General features: G+C 63.8%; 14 protein-coding genes. 9 read left to right on the top strand and 5 right to left on the bottom strand.

Translation table 11 applies throughout. The features are described 5' to 3' along the window. Nucleotides 1–40 precede the first annotated feature (40 nt). Both PQQ51_RS07095 and PQQ51_RS07090 read left to right on the top strand, forming a co-directional pair. Complete coding sequence (locus PQQ51_RS07095; protein ID WP_408496090.1) at nucleotides 41–283, top strand: DUF4160 domain-containing protein; 243 nt, start codon at nucleotides 41–43, stop codon at nucleotides 281–283. Beyond that, the gene (locus tag PQQ51_RS07090) at nucleotides 280–681 is read left to right on the top strand and encodes a DUF2442 domain-containing protein (RefSeq protein WP_408495989.1); all 402 of its coding nucleotides are present in this window, start codon (nucleotides 280–282) and stop codon (nucleotides 679–681) included. Before PQQ51_RS07095 ends, PQQ51_RS07090 begins: the two co-directional genes overlap by 4 nt. A 92-nt stretch (nucleotides 682–773) precedes the next feature. On the opposite strand, the gene PQQ51_RS07085 is transcribed toward PQQ51_RS07090, so the two are convergent. Further along, nucleotides 774–1,409, bottom strand: a complete 636-nt coding sequence (locus PQQ51_RS07085) for a hypothetical protein (RefSeq protein ID WP_408495988.1) — start codon at nucleotides 1,407–1,409, stop codon at nucleotides 774–776. A 121-nt stretch (nucleotides 1,410–1,530) separates the two neighbouring features. Here PQQ51_RS07085 and PQQ51_RS07080 point away from each other — a divergent pair, with 121 nt between their 5' ends. Continuing rightward, complete coding sequence (locus PQQ51_RS07080; RefSeq protein ID WP_408495987.1) at nucleotides 1,531–1,968, top strand: MbcA/ParS/Xre antitoxin family protein; 438 nt, start codon at nucleotides 1,531–1,533, stop codon at nucleotides 1,966–1,968. Then, a complete protein-coding gene (locus PQQ51_RS07075) occupies nucleotides 1,965–2,666 on the top strand; it encodes an RES family NAD+ phosphorylase (protein ID WP_408495985.1) in 702 nt (233 codons plus the stop codon). Before PQQ51_RS07080 ends, PQQ51_RS07075 begins: the two co-directional genes overlap by 4 nt. Nucleotides 2,667–2,685: 19 nt before the next feature. On the opposite strand, the gene PQQ51_RS07070 is transcribed toward PQQ51_RS07075, so the two are convergent. The 4 genes from PQQ51_RS07070 to PQQ51_RS07055 all read right to left on the bottom strand — a co-directional run bounded on the left by PQQ51_RS07070 (nucleotide 2,686) and on the right by PQQ51_RS07055 (nucleotide 7,376). Continuing rightward, the gene (locus PQQ51_RS07070; protein ID WP_408495983.1) at nucleotides 2,686–3,423 is read right to left on the bottom strand and encodes a metallophosphoesterase; all 738 of its coding nucleotides are present in this window, start codon (nucleotides 3,421–3,423) and stop codon (nucleotides 2,686–2,688) included. Nucleotides 3,424–3,558: 135 nt separating this feature from the next. Next, entirely contained in the window at nucleotides 3,559–4,971 is a 1,413-nt protein-coding gene (locus tag PQQ51_RS07065; protein ID WP_408495981.1) for a c-type cytochrome, read from the bottom strand. A gap of 19 nt (nucleotides 4,972–4,990) precedes the next feature. After that, nucleotides 4,991–6,592: a GMC family oxidoreductase gene (locus PQQ51_RS07060; protein ID WP_408495979.1), complete on the bottom strand. Its 1,602-nt coding sequence runs from the start codon at nucleotides 6,590–6,592 to the stop codon at nucleotides 4,991–4,993. A gap of 118 nt (nucleotides 6,593–6,710) precedes the next feature. Further along, nucleotides 6,711–7,376 carry a sugar dehydrogenase complex small subunit gene (locus PQQ51_RS07055; protein WP_408495977.1) on the bottom strand — a complete coding sequence of 222 codons (666 nt, stop codon included), beginning with the start codon at nucleotides 7,374–7,376 and terminating at the stop codon, nucleotides 6,711–6,713. A gap of 287 nt (nucleotides 7,377–7,663) precedes the next feature. Here PQQ51_RS07055 and PQQ51_RS07050 point away from each other — a divergent pair, with 287 nt between their 5' ends. The 5 genes from PQQ51_RS07050 to glgX all read left to right on the top strand — a co-directional run bounded on the left by PQQ51_RS07050 (nucleotide 7,664) and on the right by glgX (nucleotide 20,238). Further along, nucleotides 7,664–8,326: a DUF1345 domain-containing protein gene (locus PQQ51_RS07050; RefSeq protein ID WP_408495975.1), complete on the top strand. Its 663-nt coding sequence runs from the start codon at nucleotides 7,664–7,666 to the stop codon at nucleotides 8,324–8,326. A gap of 477 nt (nucleotides 8,327–8,803) precedes the next feature. After that, nucleotides 8,804–12,256 carry a maltotransferase domain-containing protein gene (locus PQQ51_RS07045; RefSeq protein ID WP_408495973.1) on the top strand — a complete coding sequence of 1,151 codons (3,453 nt, stop codon included), beginning with the start codon at nucleotides 8,804–8,806 and terminating at the stop codon, nucleotides 12,254–12,256. Next, the gene (gene treS, locus PQQ51_RS07040; RefSeq protein WP_408495971.1) at nucleotides 12,253–15,714 is read left to right on the top strand and encodes a maltose alpha-D-glucosyltransferase; all 3,462 of its coding nucleotides are present in this window, start codon (nucleotides 12,253–12,255) and stop codon (nucleotides 15,712–15,714) included. Before PQQ51_RS07045 ends, treS begins: the two co-directional genes overlap by 4 nt. Beyond that, complete coding sequence (gene glgB / locus PQQ51_RS07035) at nucleotides 15,707–17,917, top strand: 1,4-alpha-glucan branching protein GlgB (RefSeq protein ID WP_408495969.1); 2,211 nt, start codon at nucleotides 15,707–15,709, stop codon at nucleotides 17,915–17,917. Before treS ends, glgB begins: the two co-directional genes overlap by 8 nt. Nucleotides 17,918–18,015: 98 nt before the next feature. Next, nucleotides 18,016–20,238: a glycogen debranching protein GlgX gene (gene glgX / locus PQQ51_RS07030; RefSeq protein ID WP_408495967.1), complete on the top strand. Its 2,223-nt coding sequence runs from the start codon at nucleotides 18,016–18,018 to the stop codon at nucleotides 20,236–20,238.

The following is a 20,238-nucleotide window of genomic DNA, read 5'->3' as shown; positions in this document are numbered from 1 at the left end:
CTTGTGAAAACCCAAGCGGCTACGGTATATAATCGTGGCTATGCCAATCATTGCCCGGATCGACGGGCTGATCGTGGTCATTTACCCTCACGATCACGCACCGCCTCATGTTCATGTTCTCGGTCCGGATGGTGAAATTATCTTTATCTTGAATTGTCCCGACGGCCCTGTATCTATTCGCGAGGCCCGAGGATATTCAGAACGCGAAGCGCGTCGACTGGCAAAACGCATTGACGAAATGGTGCCGCTCCTGTGCTCCGCCTGGAAAGGAATCCACTCATGACCAGCAGCGAAGAATGGCGGCTCGCGCGGGAGCGCGGCGCGGAAACTGCGAAGCGCCCCGCCGCGTGCATCGCGTCCTACAAACCGCGTACGAAGCGCCTCGAAATCACGCTGACCAACGACATTTCGCTTCTCGTGCCGATCGCGTATATCGAAGGTTTGCATACGGCGTCCGCGGCGGATCTGCGCGAAATCCAGATTTTCGGTCTCGGCTCGGCGCTGGTTTTTCCGGCGTTGGACGTGGTCGTTTCGGTCCACGGCCTGATCGACGGTATATTCGGCTCGAAGGCGTGGATGCGCGACATGGGGCGCAGCGGCGGCAGTGTGAAATCCGATGCGAAAGCGGCTGCGGCGCGCGAAAACGGCAAGAAAGGCGGTCGTCCGCGCAAAGCTGCGTGACTTGATGCTGCGTCCGACTGGCCGGTGGCCGCGCCGCGTTGGGCGAGCCGGGGCGGCAACGCCAAACGCAAACGTGCGGCTCGAGCTGACGCTTAGTGCAGGATCGGCGGCAACGAGCCGCTGTTGGCCGTGGCGGGATTGGTTGCCGCCGGCGGTGTCGTCGCTGCTGGAGTTGCCGGCGTTACCGGCGTCGCATTCAAGGCCGTATGCGGCGTTGTATTGGCTGCGGCAGCCGGCGTACTAACCGGTTGAGCCGTCACGTTCGCATGCGACGGAGCCGCCTTTGCCGCGCCGGCCTTCGCCGAAACCTTGATCACATGACCATGCGCCGTTTGCGCCTGGGCAAGCTTCGCGTGCGCGGGCTTCGTGTGCGCCGTCTTCGCTTGAGCGACCTGCGGCGCATGCGCTTTCTTTTTGCCCTGCGCCACGACGGGCGTCTTTGGCTTAGCCTTCACCGCATTCTTCGCGCCGATCTTTTTCACGTCCTTCCCCGCTGCGCTTTTCGACGCCGACGCTACCTGCCGCGCCGTGTGTTTGGCACCGCCCTTGGCACTGCCCTGAGCCTTAACCGCGCCACCGCCCTTCACCGCCTTCACATGCTTCGCGGAATGACCCACCGGATGCCCGCTCGCCTCGGGCGGATTCCACGTTTCCGCATAACCCGCGGCCAGCGCCGCGCCTGACACACACCAGCCGGCAAGCGCCGCTGCAACTGCTCGAACCCACATCTCCTGCTTCTCCTGATCTTCGGCTTTAATAACGAGCCGCGATTATATTCCCTTGCAAAAATCCATATCTAGACTAATATAATATTTAAGTACATATAAGGACGAACAAGGACAACCGCTCATGGCTCACGCTGCTCGTGCCACCCAACCCGACGCGCCGATCCGTCGGCCGGTTTCGGAACCCTCACTCACCGAAATGTCGGCGGCGGGCCTGCGCGCGTTTTTCAACATCGCACGAGACTGGGACTTGAGCGCCGAAGAACAGATCGTCCTGCTCGGCTCGCCGGGCCGCTCCACGTATTTCAAATGGAAGCAGGCGCCGCAAACGGCCCGCCTTGGGCGCGACACGCTCGAACGCCTGTCGCTGCTGCTCGGCATCTACAAGGCGCTGCAAATCCTGCTGCCGCAGCCCAGCGCCGCCGACACCTGGATCAAACGCCCCAACAGCGCCGCGCCGTTCGGCGGCCGTCGCGCGCTAGACCGCATGCTGGCTGGCAACATCAGCGACCTGGTGGCCGTGCGCCAGTATCTCGACGCAATGCGAGGCGGCTGGGCGTGAGCGAACCGCGTTGGCAGCACCGCTGGCGCACGGCGCCGCTCGACTGGTCGCCCGCTTATCGGGTGATTCCCACGCGCTTTCCCGCCGTCAATCTGTTCGACCGGGTCGCATCGCCGGAAGATTTCGACGCGCTGTATGCGCTCGAAGCGATGACCAACGACCGTCTGCGCACCGAAGTCGGCGAACTTGAACTGGTGCCGCGCGAAGAACGCCGTTTCGGGCCGGGATACGGGCCGATCATGGCCGCGCTCACCCATCTGAATCCGCTCGGCAGCCGTTTTTCGGACGGCACATTCGGCGTGTTCTACTGCGCCCGTTCGCGCGCCACCGCGATCGCAGAAACGCGTTATCACACGGGCAAATTTCTGGAAGCGACCGCCGAGCCGCCGATGCGGCAGCAGATGCGTCTCTACACGGTCGCGACGCAAGGCGAGGTGGTCGACATTCGCGGCGATGCGACGCTCGATCTCGCAGTCCTCTCACCGGACGACTATCTCGCCGGCCAGACGCTCGGCCGCGCGGTGCGCGACGCGGGCGCACCGGGGATCGTGTATCCATCGGTGCGTGATGAAGACGGCGAGTGTCTTGCCGCATTCAGAACGACACTGCTGCGCGATTGTCATCACGCGGCCTATCTCGAGTACAACTGGAACGGCACGAACATCGATATGGTGTTCGAGCTCAATCAGGTTGGCTGAATAAAAGGCAACGCGGCGCTCAAGGCAAAGCGAGCGCCGCCGCGCCTTCCGAGCGCGCGGTTTCCACGGACACCGACCAACGCCGCAACGCCAGCGGTTCCACGATCGTCAGCTTGCCGCCGGGTCCGAACGCACCGGTGTCGATGAACACCTGCGAGCCGATCTGCTGGATATCGCGCATCGGCGTATGGCCGCAATACGTGAGCGAAAGACCGCGCTGGCGCAACGGATCGCCATTGCCCAGCGCCAGCTCGCGTCCCCATAACAATTGCTGACGGGTGTCGGCGGAAAAATTGCCGGCGTCGAGTTCAGCGTCCGAGCCGAAAAATTCGGCATGCAGAATATTGAAGCGCTCCTTGCCGCTGCCCACTACGCGCACCAGCGGCAACAGCCGCAAATGCTCGGCGTAATGCTGCAGCGTTTCGTCCGACAACGCCGACGCCCATGTCCCGCCGATGCCATACCACCATTGGCGTCGCAAACGTCCATCGGCGACGCCGCATAGCGTGTCTTCGTGATTGCCGAGCACGGCATGAAACCAGGGCTTGTCGAGCAGCGCCAAAGCCTGCTCGGAATGTTCGCCGCGATCCACCAGATCGCCGACCGAGAAGAGCCGGTCGCGCGCGGGGTCGAACGCGATCTCGCGCAGCAGATAGCGCAGCGCATCCACACAACCATGCAAATCGCCGACGACAAAGTCGCGGCCGCTCCGATTGGCCGAGTGATGCTGAACGGGGTTGAGAAGTACGGAAGCCATTCGCCCATGATAGTTCGACACACGCCGACGCGTATGCGCGCTTCCTATCTTTCAAGGTGCGGCGTAGGTGGAAAACAACGCTAAAACCGCGTATTTCCAGCAGTGCTTACCGGAAACACGCGGTCTGCGCGGTCACTATTGCTGCGTGCGCAGCGCCGCGACCTGATCGACCGTCAAGGTGGACTGAGGATTGCCGAACTGTCCGGTGACGTAATTGGTGATCGCGGCCACCTGGTCGTCGGTGAGCTGCGACGCGAATGCGGGCATCAGGATATCGGCCTGTTTCGTCGTACGTTTTACGCCGCGCAGAATCACCAGTGCGAGATTGTTGGCGTCGCTCGCGCCCACCGCCGTGTTATGGATCAGCGACGGATACGCACCCGGCGCGCTCGCTCCCACACCCTGCCCGGTCCAGCTATGACAACTCGCGCAATTGGCGACGAATAGCTGCGCACCGTTCACGCCGTTGATCTTCGTGCCGCGGAGTGTGGTCACATCGTTTGCGGGATTGCCCCATTGGTCACGCGGACGCGTCTCTCCGCCGCTGATCGCGGGCACCGAGCGCAGATACGTAACGATCGAACCGAGGTCCGCCTTCGTCAGATATTGCGTGCTGTCGTTCACCACTTCGGCCATCGGGCCGGCCGCATTGGCGCGGCCGGGCGCGGCGCCGGTCGACAGATAGGCCACCAGTTCGTCGTCGCTCCACGTGCCGATGCCGCTGTTCTTATCCGGCGTGATGTTGTATGCGTGCCAGCCGGCCTGTACCGCACCGGAAAACTTCGAATCCGACTTCAAACCCTGCGTGAAATTACGCGGCGTGTGGCACTCCGCGCAATGCGCGAGACCTTCGACGAGATACGCGCCGCGATTCCACTCGGCACTCTGTTTCGGATCGGGGACGAAACGCCCTTCCGTGAAATTGAACATGTTCCAGAACACCATCGCCCAGCGCTGGTTGAACGGGAATTTCAGACTGTTGGGCGGCGGCGTGTAGTGAATCGGCGTGAGCGTGTTCAGATAGGCGCGAATCGCGAGCACGTCCTGATCGGTGACCTTCGTGTATTCCGCGTACGGGAACGCCGGATACAACCGCTCACCGCCTTTGCCGATGCCTTCATGCATCGCGCGCAGAAAATCGGCGTCGGTCCATTGGCCGATGCCGGTATCCGGATCGGGCGTGATGTTCGGCGTCACGATCGTGCCGAACGGCGTGTTGATCGGCAGGCCGCCCGCGAATGGACGCGACTTGTCCGCGGTGTGGCACGCGACGCAATCGCCGGCGCGCGCGAGATACTCGCCGCGCCTGACCAGATCGCCGCCGCTCACGGCGACGGAGGCGGCGGGTTGCGACGTGTCGTCGGCGTGAACCTGCGTGATCGGCAGTTCGCCGTCGCGCCGCGCGTCGGGGCCGTGCGCTTCGTGCCACGCGACGTACAGCGCGAACAACGCAAACAGCGCAGCCAGCGTCGTCATCCGGAACAGGCGGCGACGTGGAGGCCGAACCCGCGCATTCGCCGGCTGCGCGCGAGAGAGCTTCTTCTTCATGGCGGCTCTCCAGTGGGGCTCAGATTTCATGCTTGAGTTTGTCGGCGAGTTTCAGCGACAACGCGGCAATCGTCAGCGTGCAATTCACCGAAGCCGCAGTCGGCATCACACCGCTGCTGGCGATGAACAGATTGGAGTGATCGTGCGTGCGGCAGTCCGCATCGACGACGGAATCCGCCGCGTCGTGACCCATGATCGTGGTGCCCATGATGTGGTTGTTCGGCGCGAAGGTGTCGTCGAACGTGACTTCGGCGCCGCCGAACAGCGCTGCGATCTGCGCATACAGTTCGTGCGTGTTCGCGGCGCTTTTCTTCACGTAGTCGTTGATCGAGTAATAGATTTCGGGCTGCGGAATGCCGAGCGCATCCTTGTGATCGGCCGACGGCACCACGCGATTCTGCGGCTCGGGTAGATGCTCGTGAAAGCTGTTGATGTTCAGCGTGCGCGCGGAGCGGTCGCGAATCTGCCGGTCGAGTTCGGCACCCGTCAGGCCCTGTTGCAGCAGCGTGGCGGTCACGCCCGGCGTCATCACGCCGTTCGACAGATGCAGCTTCTTCGCTGCGTAATCCGAGCGGAACGCGCCGTCGCGGAAGTTGACGATCGACGTCATTTCCATCGGCCCGCGTCCCGGCCAGAGCGGCTCGTTCGCGAGAAACGCGACGCCCGTGCCCGGATGGTCCATCAGATTGCGGCCCACCTGATCGGAACTGTTGCCGACGCCGTGCGGGAATTTGTCGGAGGTCGACATCAGCATCAGCTTCGGCGTTTCGATCCCGTTCGCGGCGAGCACGAACAGCTTGCCGGTCACGCGGGTGCTGTTGCCGTTCGGGTCTTTGTAGTGGACCGCGGTGACGAGGCCCTGGTTGTCGGCTTCGATGCGATACACCACCGCTTCAGGAATCAGCTTCGCACCGGCCTGCTCGGCTTTCTCTGCATGCACTACACCGTTGTACATCGCGGCGATCGGGCAGATCGGCATGCAGTTGTTGTTGCCGCAGCAGGTGGGCCGCTCGTCGTACGGACGGCTGTTGCGCGCAACCGGCTCGGGCACCACCTTGAAGCCCTGCGCGTTGAGCACGTCGCTGAAGCGCTGGTCCATATACGAGAGCGGCAACGCGCTCATCGGATAGGGTTTCGAACGCGGCGAGCCGAGATCGACCGACGCATCCGGACCGGACACGCCCAGTTGCACTTCAGCCGCCGAATACCACGGCTCCAGTGTTTCATACGGATACGGCCAGTCACGGCCCACGCCGTACAGTTTGTGCAACTGGAAATCCGACGGCAACAGCCGCCACGCGGCGGCCGCCCAGTGCCACGTCGTACCGCCCACCAGCCGCACGTACTGTGAGTTATACGGATAGTCACCCTTCTGGATCAGATAATGATTGGCGGGCGCGTACTCGGGGTGCGGAGCGTAAGGCGTCGACGGATACGGTGTCGCGAAGTCCGCTTTGGCCGGCGAGTTGCGAAAGTTCTCGACGATCTGCCAACGCGGAATGCGCGGGCCGGCTTCGAGCAGAATCACCGACGCGCCGGCGAGCGCCATCTGATGCGCGACCAGACCGCCGGCCACGCCCGAGCCGACTACAACGATGTCGGCGGAATTTGAGTTTGCCATGCTTGCCCTCTTCTCTCTTCTGCTGGCTTATAGCGTTGCTTGCTGGTTTCGCGTGCCGCTGCCGCCGTGAATCCGGCGAATCCGGCGAATACGACAGCACGCGCGAGAGGAACGCCGTTCAGGCGGCGAGCGGCTTGTGGGTCCAGTAGAACGGCACGTCGCGGCAATACGATGGAATCGTGAGCACGTCCTTCACCGGCTCGAACATCAGCGCTTTTTCATAAGCGATCACGTCGACGTGCGGCGCGTCGCCCACGAGCCCGAGATACCAGGCGCGCATGATCGCACCGACCGACTTCGCCAGCGGCGGCTGTTCCGCCTGCAAAGCCTGCGTGACGGTATCGGACGGCACCCCGCCATGGCTTTGCAGCCACGTGTTGAGCGCGGCGACGTTCTGCGTGAACTGGCCGTCGGATTTAGCAAGGGCGTCATACACGCGTTTGCCGAGCACGGTGTCGAAGCTCGTGCGACCGGTGAGACGCTGCGACAGCGCGAGGAACGCGTCGAGGCCGCCGCCGGCGGGTGGCGCGTCAGCGAAAGCCGGCGCGATCCACGACAGCGAACGGCCGGCGCCGGCGAACGCGAGCGCGGCAGCGGTTGCACAAGCGCCGAGCACCCACGCGCGGCGCGAGGCAGAGAAGGACGACGAAGCGGACGACGAAACAAACGAACGCGATGAATACGACGAACGCGATGAGCGAGAGGACGAAAACAAGGACGGCGAAGATCCGTCCGGATGCGTCACTTCGTGGTGCGCATCGTTATTCTCTGGGACATCTGTCATGGATACTCCAGATGGTGAGTCGATCGTGAGTCACTCTCAATGTGCAACGTGGGAATACGCGACAAAGCCGCGCACATTGCATCGATTCCTCTACCCCAAACCTGGTCTGGCGCCGCTCGAGCGGTCTTTGTGTGCGGAACAATAAAGGCTGTTGGCTGCCAATCGCCTTTCAACTGAAAGCGGCTCGCAAGCCCGCTGCGGAAGACTATAGCTTGTGACCGGCCCATTCGACAAATGGCGCCGCGCGCGCGGGTAGAATCCGCGACAACGACCACACTGGGTACCCCATGCTCATCAAATATCTTCCAACGGTGCTTCGCAATCGTCCACGTATGTTGATCGGGCTCGTTATCGGCGTCGTGACGGCGCTCCTCGTGCCGCAACATACGCGGCCGATGGTGAGCATACTGGCCGGCTGGGACGCCGCAGTCTGGAGCTATCTGGTGATGATCTGGGTGCACATGGCCGTCGCCGACGAAGGCTTCGTGCGCGACTATGCGCGCCGCGACGACGAGAACGCGGGCGTCGTGCTGTTCGTGATCTGCGTGGCGACCGTCGCGAGCATCGCGGCGATCGTGCTGGAACTGGTTTCGGCCAAAGGCACGGCCGGCAGTTCGACCGTCTGGCACTACGCGCTGACCGGTCTCACGCTGATCGGCGCGTGGTTCATGATCCCGACCATCTTCACGCTGCACTACGCGCGGCTGTATTACGACCCCGACGCGAAAGAAACACCGCTGCTGTTCCCCGACCACGGACTGCAACCGGACTACTGGGACTTCCTGTACTTCTCGTTCACGATCGCCGTGGCTTCGCAAACCTCGGACGTCGTCCTGCGGTCGCGCTCGATTCGCCGCGCGACGCTCGCGCAATCGGTGCTGTCGTTCTATTTCAACGTGGCCGTGCTCGGCCTGTGCGTGAACATCGCGGCGGGCCTGCTCGGTTCGTGACGTCGCCGTGACGTCACCATGACATCACCGCAGCTTCGCCTTTTGCGGCAAGCGAACCGCCTTCGCGCCCCTTCGTCCACACCTTCGCGCATACCTTTGCCACCGCGCGTGTAAAACCCGGACGGCCGCCGCCCGTTTTACACGCGCTCCGTGCGCCGCTGTACTCCCGTCTGTCGTTCACCCTCCCCGCGCACGTTCCGGCGTGGCGCACGCTCGCCTCCCTGTTCACCGTGCAGCCAACCCACTGGCACACCGTTTGCTGCGTCTTGCGAATAGTTCTGGCCAGCGCCCGTGCAACCGTTGCCTGGCGTCAAAGCACCCGTAACTGGCCAGCGGCGTGACGATCTTTGCACTACATTGACCAGTACGCGCCTTCGCGTTAGCAGCGCGCGGTATCCGGCTCTGGAAGCCCAATGAGCGTTGTGATCGCATGCCTATTGCATCCACACCGCAGCAGGACGAATCTGGAAACGACCGATGGAATCTCCAAACGGGTACGCGCCGCGGATCTACTTTTTTCATTCACTTCTCGTTGGGCCACTCGATGCATGGCCTGGGCAGTTCGCCCATGCCGCCGCGCTGGGCTTCGATCATGCGCTGATAGGCGGCGTGTTCGAGCCTGGGCAAGGCGGTCACGGGCAGGTAGTCGGCAATCACGCCCGGCTGCATCCCGTGTTCGAGACCCAGCAGAGCGCCACCGACGCGATCCGCACGCTTGCGGATGCCGCCCATCAGCAGGGTTTGACCTTGCTGGTCGATCTGGTGATCGACCGGATGGCCGCGGATGGCGCGCTGTACGCCGAACAGGGCGACTGGTTCCACCCCCGCGAATCCGAAGAGGCGCGACTCGATCCACGTCACGTGCATCGTGAGGACAACGTCGCGTATGCGAATTTCTCCGATACCGGCAGCAGCGCGGCGCTCGTCGGCTGGTGGTCCCAGCAATTGATGGCGCTCGTCGATGCGGGTGTGGGCGGTTTTCGCTTCGACTCGCCGCATCGCGTGCCGGCTGACGTGTGGCGTCGCCTCGGCGACGCGGTGCGCACGAGGCATCCGCATGTGCGCTTTCTCGCCGCGACGCCAGGGCTTGCCCGCCAGGATCTGCTCGGGCTTCAAGACGCGGGCTTCGACAGCGTCTTCACGTCGGTGCGCTGGTGGGACTTCCGCGCGAGCTGGATGGTCGAGGAACACGCCGCGCTCGCGCGCATCGGCGCGCCGATTGCCTTTCCCGAAGCGCCGTATGGCACGCGCCTCGCCGCCGACCTGAGCGATGCGCACGACGCCGCGATCGTCGGCCGCGCTTACCGGCGCGCGTTGTTCACCGCCGCCGCGACCGGCACCGGCTGGCTGATGCCGATGGGCTTCGAATACGGCATCCGCGAACCGATGTCGCAGACGCGCGGCGATGCATCGCAGTTCGCACTCGCTGTACAAAACAAACCGTTCGATCTGACCGAAGCCGTCACGCATGTGAACGAAGTGGCGCGCAAGACCCAGACGCTGCACGCGAACGGCGAATTGCGCCCGCTGAGCGGCCCCGGCGCACCCGCTGCGGTGCTGTTGCGCGCCGATCAACCCGACCTGCGCGACGCCAGCGAAGCGATCCTGTTCGCGATCAACCCCGAACTCGGCGCACCGGTGCGCGTCGATCCGGCGCGCTTCCTCGCCGGCGTGCCCGGCAACTTCACGCGCTTCGTTCCGCTCGACGCACCCGGCCATGTCGCCGCGGCGACACTCACGCCGTTCACGCTGGCGCCCGGCGCGGTCCGATTGTTTCGCGCGCTAGCCGAAAAGCCGATCTGTCTCGCCCCGCCGATCGACAAATCGAACAGCAAGCGCAGCGGCAAGAAAACTGTCGTTGAAGCGATCGCTGCGCCACGCGTGGCGATCGAAAGCGTGACGCCTTCGGTCGACAACGGACGCTTTCCGGTCAAGCGCACGGTCGGCGAGCAGGCGGAGATCAGCGCCGCGATCTTCGCCGAAGGTCACGACAAGATCGCCGCCGCCGTCATCTGGCGCGCCGCCGACGAAACCGCGTGGCACGAAGTGCCGATGGCCCCGGCGCAACCCGCCGGCCTCGACATCTGGACAGCGCGCATTTCGCTGGAGCGGATGGGCCGTCACGAATTCACGGTGATCGCGTGGCGAGACGACTTTGCGTCGCTGGTCGAGCACGTGCAGAAGAAGCTGAAGGCCGGCCAGACCGTCGAGCTTGAACTCGACGAAGCGTCGCATCTGTTCGCGCTGGTGCTCGCCGAAGTGGAGACAGTGGAAGGCGCGGTGACCGAACCGCTCGAACACATCGTGAAGGTGTTCACGAAAGCCGATGCCGAAACGAAGCTCGCGCTGCTGCTCGCGCCAACCACGGCAAAAGCGATGACCGCCGCGCGCCATCGGCCGTTCCTGAGCCGCGATCCGATCGTCTACCGGATCGACGCCGAACGGACCGCCGCGCGCTTCGCAAGCTGGTACGAAATCTTCCCCCGTTCGATGAGCGACGACGAGTCACGCCACGGCACCTTCGCCGACGTGATCGCGAAACTGCCGCGCATCCGCGACATGGGTTTCGACGTGCTGTACTTTCCGCCGATCCACCCGATCGGCGTGGCGAACCGCAAAGGCCGCAACAACACGCTGACCGCGCAACCGGGCGACGTCGGCAGCCCGTATGCGATCGGCGGCGCGGAAGGCGGACACACCGCCGTGCATCCGCAGCTCGGCACACTCGACGATTTCAGGAAGATGCTCGCCGCCGCGCACGAGCACGGCCTCGAAATCGCGCTCGACTTCGCGGTGCAGTGCTCGCCGGATCATCCGTGGCTGAAGGAACATCCGACGTGGTTCGCGTGGCGCCCCGACGGCACGCTGCGCTACGCTGAAAATCCGCCGAAGAAGTATCAGGACATCGTCAATCCCGATTTCTATGCGCACGACGCCAAGCCCGACTTGTGGCTCGCGCTGCGCGACGTGTTCCTGTTCTGGATCGACGCGGGCGTGCACATTTTCCGCATCGACAATCCGCACACCAAGCCGCTGCCGTTCTGGGAATGGGTGATCGGCGACGTGCGGTCGCGCTTCCCGGACACGATCTTTCTGGCGGAAGCGTTCACGCGGCCACGCATGATGAACCGGCTCGGCAAGATCGGCTTCTCGCAGTCGTACACGTATTTCACGTGGCGCGAGTCCAAGCGCGATTTCATCGAGTACATGACCGAGCTCACGCAGACCGATGCGCGCGACTTCTACCGGCCGAATTTCTTCGTCAATACGCCGGACATCAATCCGCGCCATTTGCAGTCGTCCGGGCGTTCGGGCTTTCTGATCCGCGCGGCGCTGGCGTCTACTCTCGCGGGTTTGTGGGGCGTATATAGCGGTTTCGAGTTGTGCGAGGCCGCTGCGCTACCGAACAGCGAAGAATATCTCGACTCCGAGAAGTACCAATTGCGCGCGTGGGACTGGAACCGCCCAGGCAACATCGTCGGCGAAATCAGTGCGTTGAACAGGATCCGCCGCGCGAACCCCGCGCTGCAATCGCATCTCGGTCTCACGTTCCTGCCCGCACACAACGACCACATCCTGTTCTTCGAGAAAGCGACCGAGGCGCGCGACAACGTGATCCTCGTCGCGATCAATCTCGATCCGTTCAACGAGCAGGGCGCAGATATCGAGTTGTCGTGGGAAACCTTCCAGCAATGGAATCTGCACGATCACGGCGCGCTGGAAATCACCGATCAGATGACCGGCGCGCGCTTCGAATGGCATGGCCGCTGGCAGCATATCCAGCTCGGCTCCGGCCAGCCGTTCTCGATCTGGCGCATCGCGCCGCTCGGCGGCCTGCCGGCCGAGCGTCCGACTGAAGCCGACAGCGACTCCGACAGCGCCCATCACGCCGACGCTGGCAACCCAACCTTTACGGAAGGTGCGACATGAAGCGTGACGATCCAGCCCAAACCACGTCGCAATCGCCAGTGGGCAATGCCCCTGGCAACACGGCCAGGCCGCGCGCCAATCGGCGCGGCAAACCCACGGTCCTGAGCGACGATCCGCTCTGGTACAAAGACGCGATCATTTATCAGGTGCACATCAAGTCGTTCTTCGACGCGAACAACGACGGCGTCGGCGATTTTCCCGGCCTGATCGCGAAGCTCGATTACATTGCCGAGCTTGGCGTGAATGCGATCTGGCTGCTGCCGTTCTATCCGTCGCCACGGCGCGACGACGGCTACGACATCGCCGATTACCGCAACGTGCATCCCGATTACGGGCAGTTGTCGGACGTGAAGCGCTTCATTCAGGAAGCACACGCACGCGGTATTCGCGTGATCACCGAACTGGTGATCAACCACACATCGGATCAGCATCCGTGGTTTCAGCGCGCGCGCCGCGCGAAACCGGGTTCGAATCATCGCAACTACTATGTGTGGTCGAACACCGATCAGAAGTACCAGGAAACGCGGATCATCTTCATCGATTCGGAACCGTCGAACTGGACGCACGATCCCGTCGCGGGTGCTTATTACTGGCACCGTTTCTACTCGCACCAGCCCGATCTGAACTTCGACAACCCGGCCGTGCTGAAGGAAGTGCTGCAGGTGATGCGCTTCTGGCTCGACATGGGCATCGACGGTCTGCGCCTCGACGCGGTGCCGTATCTGGTCGAACGCGAAGGCACGAACAACGAGAACCTGCCGGAAACGCACGCGGTCCTGAAGAAAATCCGCGCGACCATCGACGCCGAATATCCGAACCGGATGCTGCTCGCCGAAGCGAATCAGTGGCCGGAAGACGTGAAGGAATATTTCGGCGACGAAGACGAATGCCACATGGCGTTTCATTTCCCGCTGATGCCGCGCATCTACATGTCGATCGCGAGCGAAGATCGCTTTCCGATCACCGACATCATGCGGCAAACGCCGGACCTCGCCGAGACTAACCAGTGGGCGATTTTCCTGCGCAATCACGATGAACTGACGCTCGAAATGGTCACGGATTCGGAGCGCGATTATTTGTGGAACACCTACGCGAGCGACCGCCGCGCGCGGCTGAATCTGGGCATTCGCCGCCGTCTTGCGCCGCTGATGGAGCGCGACCGTCGCCGTATCGAGCTGATCAATTCGCTGCTGCTTTCGATGCCCGGCACGCCGGTGATCTATTACGGCGACGAACTCGGGATGGGCGACAACATCCACCTCGGCGACCGCGACGGCGTACGCACGCCGATGCAGTGGTCGTCCGACCGCAACGGCGGCTTTTCGCGCGCCGATCCTGAACAACTGGTGCTGCCGCCGGTGATGGGCTCGCTGTACGGCTTCGACGCGGTCAATGTCGAAGCACAAAGCCGCGATCCGCATTCGCTGCTGAACTGGACGCGCCGCATGCTGGCCACACGCCGCGCAAAGCAGACGTTCGGACGCGGCACGATTCGCTTCCTGAAGCCGGAAAACCGCAAGATTCTCGCGTATCTGCGCGAGATGCCGGGCGAGCCGCCAATTCTGTGCGTGGCGAACCTGTCGCGCGCGCCGCAAGCGGTGGAACTCGATCTGTCCGAATTCAACGGCTCGGTGCCGATCGAAATGACCGCCGATTCCGTGTTCCCTGCGATCGGCCAGCTCACCTATTTGCTGACCTTCCCGCCGTACGGTTTCCTGTGGTTCATGCTGTGCCCGGGCGGCCAGCGTCCGACGTGGGCGCAGGCGCATTCGGAACCGCTGCCGGAATTCGTCACGATCGTGATCCGCGAAGGCCAGGTCGGTCCGACGCCGGAGAACGTGCGGTTGCTCGAATCCGAAGTGCTGCCGTCGTGGCTCAGCCGCCGCCGCTGGTTTGCGTCGAAGGATCAGAAGATGCACGCGGTGCGCCTCGCCGCGCTGACCACGATCCCGAACGGCGGCTTCGCGTTCACTGAAATCGAAGCGGACGTGGGCGACCACACCGAGCGCTACGTGGTGCCGATCGCGATCACGTGGGGCGGCGAAACCACCTTCCCGCTGTTCATGCAACTGGCGCTGGCTCGCGTGCGCCGGGGCCGCAACGTCGGTCATCTGACCGATGCATTCGCGCTGCCGATCTTCGCTCACGGCGTGATGCGCAAGCTGCGCGAACGCGCCGTGGTGCCGACCGTGCAGAAGAGCGAGATCAGGTTCATTCCGACTGAACGCTTCGACGAACTCGGTGAACTCGGCGAGCGTCCGGAGATTCGCTGGCTCGCCGCGGAGCAGAGCAACAGCTCGCTGATCATCGCGGACGTCGCGGTGCTGAAGCTGGTGCGCCGGCTGGTGAGCGGCATTCATCCGGAAGCGGAAATCAGCCGTTATCTGACCCAGCTCGGCTACGCAAACACCGCGCCGCTGTATGGCGAAGTGGTGCGCGTCGATCCGGAAGGCGTGCCGCACACGCTGTGTATCCTGCAAGGCTTCATCGACAATCAGGGCGACGCGTGGAACTGGTCGCTCGATTATCTGCGCCGCTCGGTGGACGAACTCGCGATCGCCGTCGACACCGATGCGCAATCCGCGCCGGACCGCGACAAGGAAACGATTCTCGTGGAAGGCTATAGCGCGCTGGCCGGCATCGTCGGCCGCCGGCTCGGTGAGTTGCATGTGGCGCTCGCGTCGCCGACCGACGACCCCGCGTTCGCGCCGGAACCCGCCACCGCCGAGCAGGTGAAGGCGTGGATCGACGGCACGCAAACCATGCTTGCCAGCGCGCTCGATCTGCTCGCGCCGCGCGTCGGCCAGATGTCCGATCCGGAAATCAAGGCGTTGGCGCAGAGTCTGCTCGACCGCCGCGCGGCGCTTGTCGACGCGGTCAACAAACTGGTCGACGACAACGCGGGCGCGCTGCGGATTCGCATCCACGGCGACTTCCATCTGGGCCAGGTGCTGGTCGCACAAGGCGACGCGTATCTGATCGACTTCGAAGGCGAGCCGGCGCGCTCGCTCGACGAACGCCGCCAGAAGTCGAGCCCGTTGCGCGACGTGGCCGGTTTGATGCGCTCGCTGTCGTATGCGAGTGCGGCGGCGCAGTCCACGACCGAAAGCGCGCCGCAGCAAACCGCCGATCGCAAACGCGCGCTGTTCGACCGCTTCCGCGCCTATGCGACCGAAACGTTCCTCAGCGAATACCGCAGCGCCGTCGCCGAATCGCCGACCCCGCTCGTCGCGCCGGAAGCGGAACAGGCGTTGCTCGATCTGTTCCTGATCGAAAAGGCCGCGTACGAAATCCGTTACGAAGCGGCGAACCGTCCGACGTGGCTCAGTCTGCCGGTGCGCGGCCTCGCCGCGCTCGCCAGCCGTCTGCTGGGCGACACCGGCACGCCGCAAGACCCGTCAACCCAGGCGCCTGGCGCCGCCACACCGCCTAATCCGGCCGAGGGCGACTATGAGTGAGCACGATCCGGCCGCTGGCCTGCAACCTCTCGATATCGACGCGCTTGTCGAAGCGCGTCACCCCGATCCGTTCTCGCAACTCGGGCTGCATCAGACGGACGCGGGTCCGGTGGTGCGTGCGCTGCTGCCGAACGCCGCGCATGTCAGCGTGATTGCGCGTACCGACGGATCGCTGCTCGGCGAGCTCGAACAATTGCGGCCGGGGCTGTTCGCCGGTCGCGTGGCGTCCGCGGCGCCGTATCGTTTGCGCATCGACTGGCATGGCGTGGTGCAGGAAATCGAGGATACCTACTCGTTCGCGCCGGTACTCGGCGACGAGCCGCTCGGGCGGCTCGCGAACGGCGATCCGTACGCGGTGCTCGAATGTCTCGGTTCGCGGCCGATGGAACTCGACGGCGTGCCGGGCGTACGCTTCGCGGTATGGGCGCCGAATGCGCGGCGCGTGTCGGTAGTCGGCGACTTCAATGCGTGGGACGGCCGCCGTCATCCGATGCGGCTGCGGCATCAGGCAGGCGTGTGGGAACTGTTCGTGCCGCGCGTTGGGCACGGCACGCGCTACAAGTACGAGCTGCTGAGCCGCGACGGCCATCCGCTGCCGCTGAAGGCCGATCCCTGCGCGATGCAGACGGAGAAGCCGCCGGGCACCGCTTCGGTGGTCGCGCATGTCGACGAGATCGAACAGTTTCAATGGACCGATCACGACTGGATTCAATCCCGCGCCGACAAGCACACGCCGCGCTCGCCGATCACGATCTACGAAGTGCACGCGGAATCCTGGCTGCGCGTCGCCGAAGAAGGACAACGCGGTCTCGTCTGGGAAGAGCTGGCGGAGCGTCTGATTCCGTACGTGAAGAGCATGGGCTTCACGCACGTCGAGTTCATGCCGATTGCCGAGCACCCGTTCGGCGGTTCGTGGGGCTATCAGCCGCTCGGGCAATTCGCGCCGTCCGCGCGCTTCGGCAAGCCCGAAGAATTCGCGGGGTTCGTCGATAAAGCGCACGAGGCCGGCATCGGCGTGATTCTCGACTGGGTGCCCGCGCACTTTCCGAACGACGCGCACGGCCTCGTGAACTTCGACGGCACGCCGCTCTACGAGCACGCCGATCCGCGCGAAGGCTATCACCAGGACTGGAACACGATGATCTACAACCTCGGCCGCAACGAGGTGAGCGCGTTCCTGATCGCGTCGGGTCTCGCATGGCTGAAGCGTTATCACGTCGACGGTTTGCGCGTGGATGCGGTGGCGTCGATGCTGTATCGCGACTACTCGCGCAAGGCCGACGAATGGGTGCCGAATATCTATGGCGGCCGCGAAAACCTCGAATCGATTGCATTCCTGAAGCGGCTCAATCACGAAGTGCGCTACGTGCCCGGCGCACCGGGCGCGATGACGATCGCCGAGGAATCGACCGCGTGGCCCGGCGTGACCGCGAAAGTGGCGGACGGCGGTCTCGGTTTCGACTTCAAGTGGAACATGGGCTGGATGCACGACACGCTGCACTACATGGAAGAGGATCCGGTCTATCGCCAATACCATCACCACATGATGACCTTCGGGATGGTGTACGCGTATTCGGAGCGCTTCGTGCTGCCGCTTTCGCACGACGAAGTCGTCCACGGCAAGGGCTCGCTGCTCGGCAAGATGCCCGGCGACAGATGGCAGAAGTTCGCCAACCTGCGCGCGTACTTCGGTTTCATGTGGACGCACCCCGGCAAAAAGCTGCTGTTCATGGGCGGCGAATTCGGCCAGATGGCGGAGTTCAATCACGACACGTCGCCGCACTGGCATCTGCTCGACGACGAACACCATCACGGCTTGCAAAAGCTGGTGCGCGATCTGAATCATCTGTACAGCCAGGAGCCGGCGCTACATGTGCTCGACAGCGAGCCGGGCGGCTTCGAATGGCTGATCGGCGACGACAACGGCAACAGCGTGTACGCGTATCGCCGAACAGACGGCGCGAGCGGCGATCTGGTGGTGGTCTGCAACATGACGCCGGTGCCGCGCGTCGGTTACCGGATGGGTATGCCGCGCGGCGGCCGTTGGGTCGAGGTGCTGAATACGGACGCTGGCGTGTACGGCGGCTCGAATATGGGCAACGGCGGCCTGATCCACACGGAGGACATCTCGAGCCACGGCCGGCCGAATTCCGCCGCGCTGGTTCTGCCGCCGCTCGCGACCATCGTCCTGCGCGCGGATTGACAGCCATGCCGTAGAGCGATCGCGCGGCCTTCTAGCCGCGCGATCGTTGCATGAAGACCCATGAGCGCGTTCATAACTCAGAACAAGGAAGGGGAATCATGTCGCATGCCATGCCCGACCGGCTATTGCCGGGCTCGCCCTATCCGCTCGGCGCCAGTTGGGACGGTCTCGGCGTCAACTTTGCGGTGTTTTCGGCGAACGCGCAGAAAATCGAGCTTTGCCTGTTCGATCCCACCGGTCGCAAGGAAATCCGCCGCTTCACGCTGCCCGAATGCACCGACGAGGTCTGGCACGGCTATCTGCCCAACGCACATCCCGGTACCGCTTACGGTTTTCGCGCGCATGGTCCGTATCAGCCGCAGCATGGGCATCGCTTCAATCCGCACAAGCTGCTGCTCGATCCGTATGCGCGCAAGCTGGTCGGACAATTCCGCTGGTCGGATGCGCTCTTCAGCCATCGCGTGCATTCGAATCGCGCGGACCTTTCCATCGACCGGCGCGATTCGGCGCCGGCCATGCCGAAATGCGTGGTGATCGACGAAGCATTCGACTGGTCGCACGACAAACGCCCGAACGTGCCGTGGGGCGAAACCGTTGTTTATGAAACGCATGTGCGCGGCGCGTCGATGCTGCGCGCCGATCTGCGCCAGCACGAGCGCGGCACGTTCGCCGCGCTGGCTTCGCCGGAGTTCATCGAACACCTGCTGAAGCTCGGCGTGACCGCCGTCGAACTGCTGCCGGTGCATGCGTTTCTGAACGATCGTTTTCTGGTGGAGCGCGGCCTGCGCAACTACTGGGGTTACAACACGGCGGCATTTTTCGCACCGGAACCGTCGTATCTGAGCACGCATCGGCTCGACGAAATGCGCATTGCCGTGCGTCAATTGCACGCGGCCGGCATCGAAGTGATTCTCGACGTGGTCTACAACCACACCTGCGAAGGCAACGAGATGGGCCCCACCGTATCGTGGCGCGGCCTCGACAACGCGAGCTACTACCGCCTGATTCCCGGCGACGAACGCCACCATATCAACGACACGGGTTGCGGCAATACCGTGAACCTGCCGCATCCACGCGTGTTGCAGATGGTGATGGATTCGCTGCGCTACTGGTCGACGGCGTTCAATATCGACGGCTTCCGTTTCGATCTGGGTGTGACGCTCGGCCGCGAGCAGCACGGCTTCGACCCCGGTTCCGGTTTCTTCGACGCGTTGCGCCAGGACCCGATCCTGTCGCAACGCAAGCTGATTTCCGAACCGTGGGACATCGGCCCCGGCGGCTATCAGCTCGGCAATCATCCGCCGGGTTTCGCCGAATGGAACGACCGTTTCCGCGATACCGTGCGCCGCTTCTGGCGCGGCGACGCGGGTTTGCGGCCCGATCTCGCCGCGCGTCTGACCGGCTCGGCCGATCTGTTCAACCGGCGTTTCAGGAAGCCGTGGGCGTCGGTGAACTTCGTCACATCGCACGACGGCTTCACGCTTGCCGACGTCACTGCCTACGAGCAGAAGCACAACGACGCGAACCGCGAAGGCAACAACGACGGCCACAATGAAAATTGCAGCCGCAATTGGGGCGCGGAAGGTCCGAGCGACGATCCGGCGATTCTCGAAACGCGCCGCCGCGTGGCCCGCTCGCTGATCGCCACGCTGCTGATCGCACTCGGCACGCCGATGGTGCTGGCCGGCGACGAACTGCTGCGCACGCAGAACGGCAACAACAACGCGTATTGCCAGGACAACGCGCTGTCCTGGATCGACTGGGAACACGCGCAAGCCCCCGACGCTCAGCAAATGACGGAGTTCGTCGCACGAGTGATCGCGTTGCGCAAACAACATCCGCTGTTACGCGAGACGCGCTTTCTGTTCGGCGACCGCGAGGAATTGCCCGGCCTGTTCGATATCGGCTGGTTCGACGAACACGGCGATCCGCTCACGATCGAGGCCTGGCAGGACCCGGAAGGCCGCGCGTTCACGCTGCGTCGCGCGGGGCCCGGCTTGAATGGCGAAACAGAAGTATTGTTGATGATGCTGAACGCGTCCGCCGATGCGCTGCGTTTCACGCCTCCCGCACCGCACCTGGAATGGCACGTGCTGTTAGACACAGTTGAGCCGGACAACACGCCGCATCGTCTGGCCGCTGCCGAGGTGGAAGTCGGCGCGCGCGGTCTCGTGATGCTCGCGGCGCAGCCGGTCGGCGAAACGGATTGGCAGGCGGGCTGGAAAGCGGGTCCGCAACACGGGCCTCGCCTGTTGACCGCGCTGCCGCCCGATCCGGGCGCGCAAGCGCCGGGCAGCGACGCAAGCAAAACCGAATGGTGA

It is taken from the genome of Paraburkholderia xenovorans (genome assembly GCF_046030735.1).
Classification (GTDB): domain Bacteria; phylum Pseudomonadota; class Gammaproteobacteria; order Burkholderiales; family Burkholderiaceae; genus Paraburkholderia; species Paraburkholderia xenovorans_A.
This window is presented reverse-complemented; position numbering and strand designations above follow the sequence as displayed.

Coding starts and splice junctions, on each gene's coding strand:
- treS (WP_408495971.1), top strand. CDS start 12,253: ATGAAGCGTGACGATCCAGCCCAAACCACGTCGCAATCGCCAGTGGGC.
- PQQ51_RS07045 (WP_408495973.1), top strand. CDS start 8,804: ATGGAATCTCCAAACGGGTACGCGCCGCGGATCTACTTTTTTCATTCA.
- PQQ51_RS07055 (WP_408495977.1), bottom strand. CDS start 7,376: ATGACAGATGTCCCAGAGAATAACGATGCGCACCACGAAGTGACGCAT.
- glgB (WP_408495969.1), top strand. CDS start 15,707: ATGAGTGAGCACGATCCGGCCGCTGGCCTGCAACCTCTCGATATCGAC.
- PQQ51_RS07085 (WP_408495988.1), bottom strand. CDS start 1,409: ATGTGGGTTCGAGCAGTTGCAGCGGCGCTTGCCGGCTGGTGTGTGTCA.
- PQQ51_RS07060 (WP_408495979.1), bottom strand. CDS start 6,592: ATGGCAAACTCAAATTCCGCCGACATCGTTGTAGTCGGCTCGGGCGTG.
- PQQ51_RS07050 (WP_408495975.1), top strand. CDS start 7,664: ATGCTCATCAAATATCTTCCAACGGTGCTTCGCAATCGTCCACGTATG.
- PQQ51_RS07065 (WP_408495981.1), bottom strand. CDS start 4,971: ATGAAGAAGAAGCTCTCTCGCGCGCAGCCGGCGAATGCGCGGGTTCGG.
- PQQ51_RS07070 (WP_408495983.1), bottom strand. CDS start 3,423: ATGGCTTCCGTACTTCTCAACCCCGTTCAGCATCACTCGGCCAATCGG.
- glgX (WP_408495967.1), top strand. CDS start 18,016: ATGTCGCATGCCATGCCCGACCGGCTATTGCCGGGCTCGCCCTATCCG.
- PQQ51_RS07080 (WP_408495987.1), top strand. CDS start 1,531: ATGGCTCACGCTGCTCGTGCCACCCAACCCGACGCGCCGATCCGTCGG.
- PQQ51_RS07095 (WP_408496090.1), top strand. CDS start 41: ATGCCAATCATTGCCCGGATCGACGGGCTGATCGTGGTCATTTACCCT.
- PQQ51_RS07090 (WP_408495989.1), top strand. CDS start 280: ATGACCAGCAGCGAAGAATGGCGGCTCGCGCGGGAGCGCGGCGCGGAA.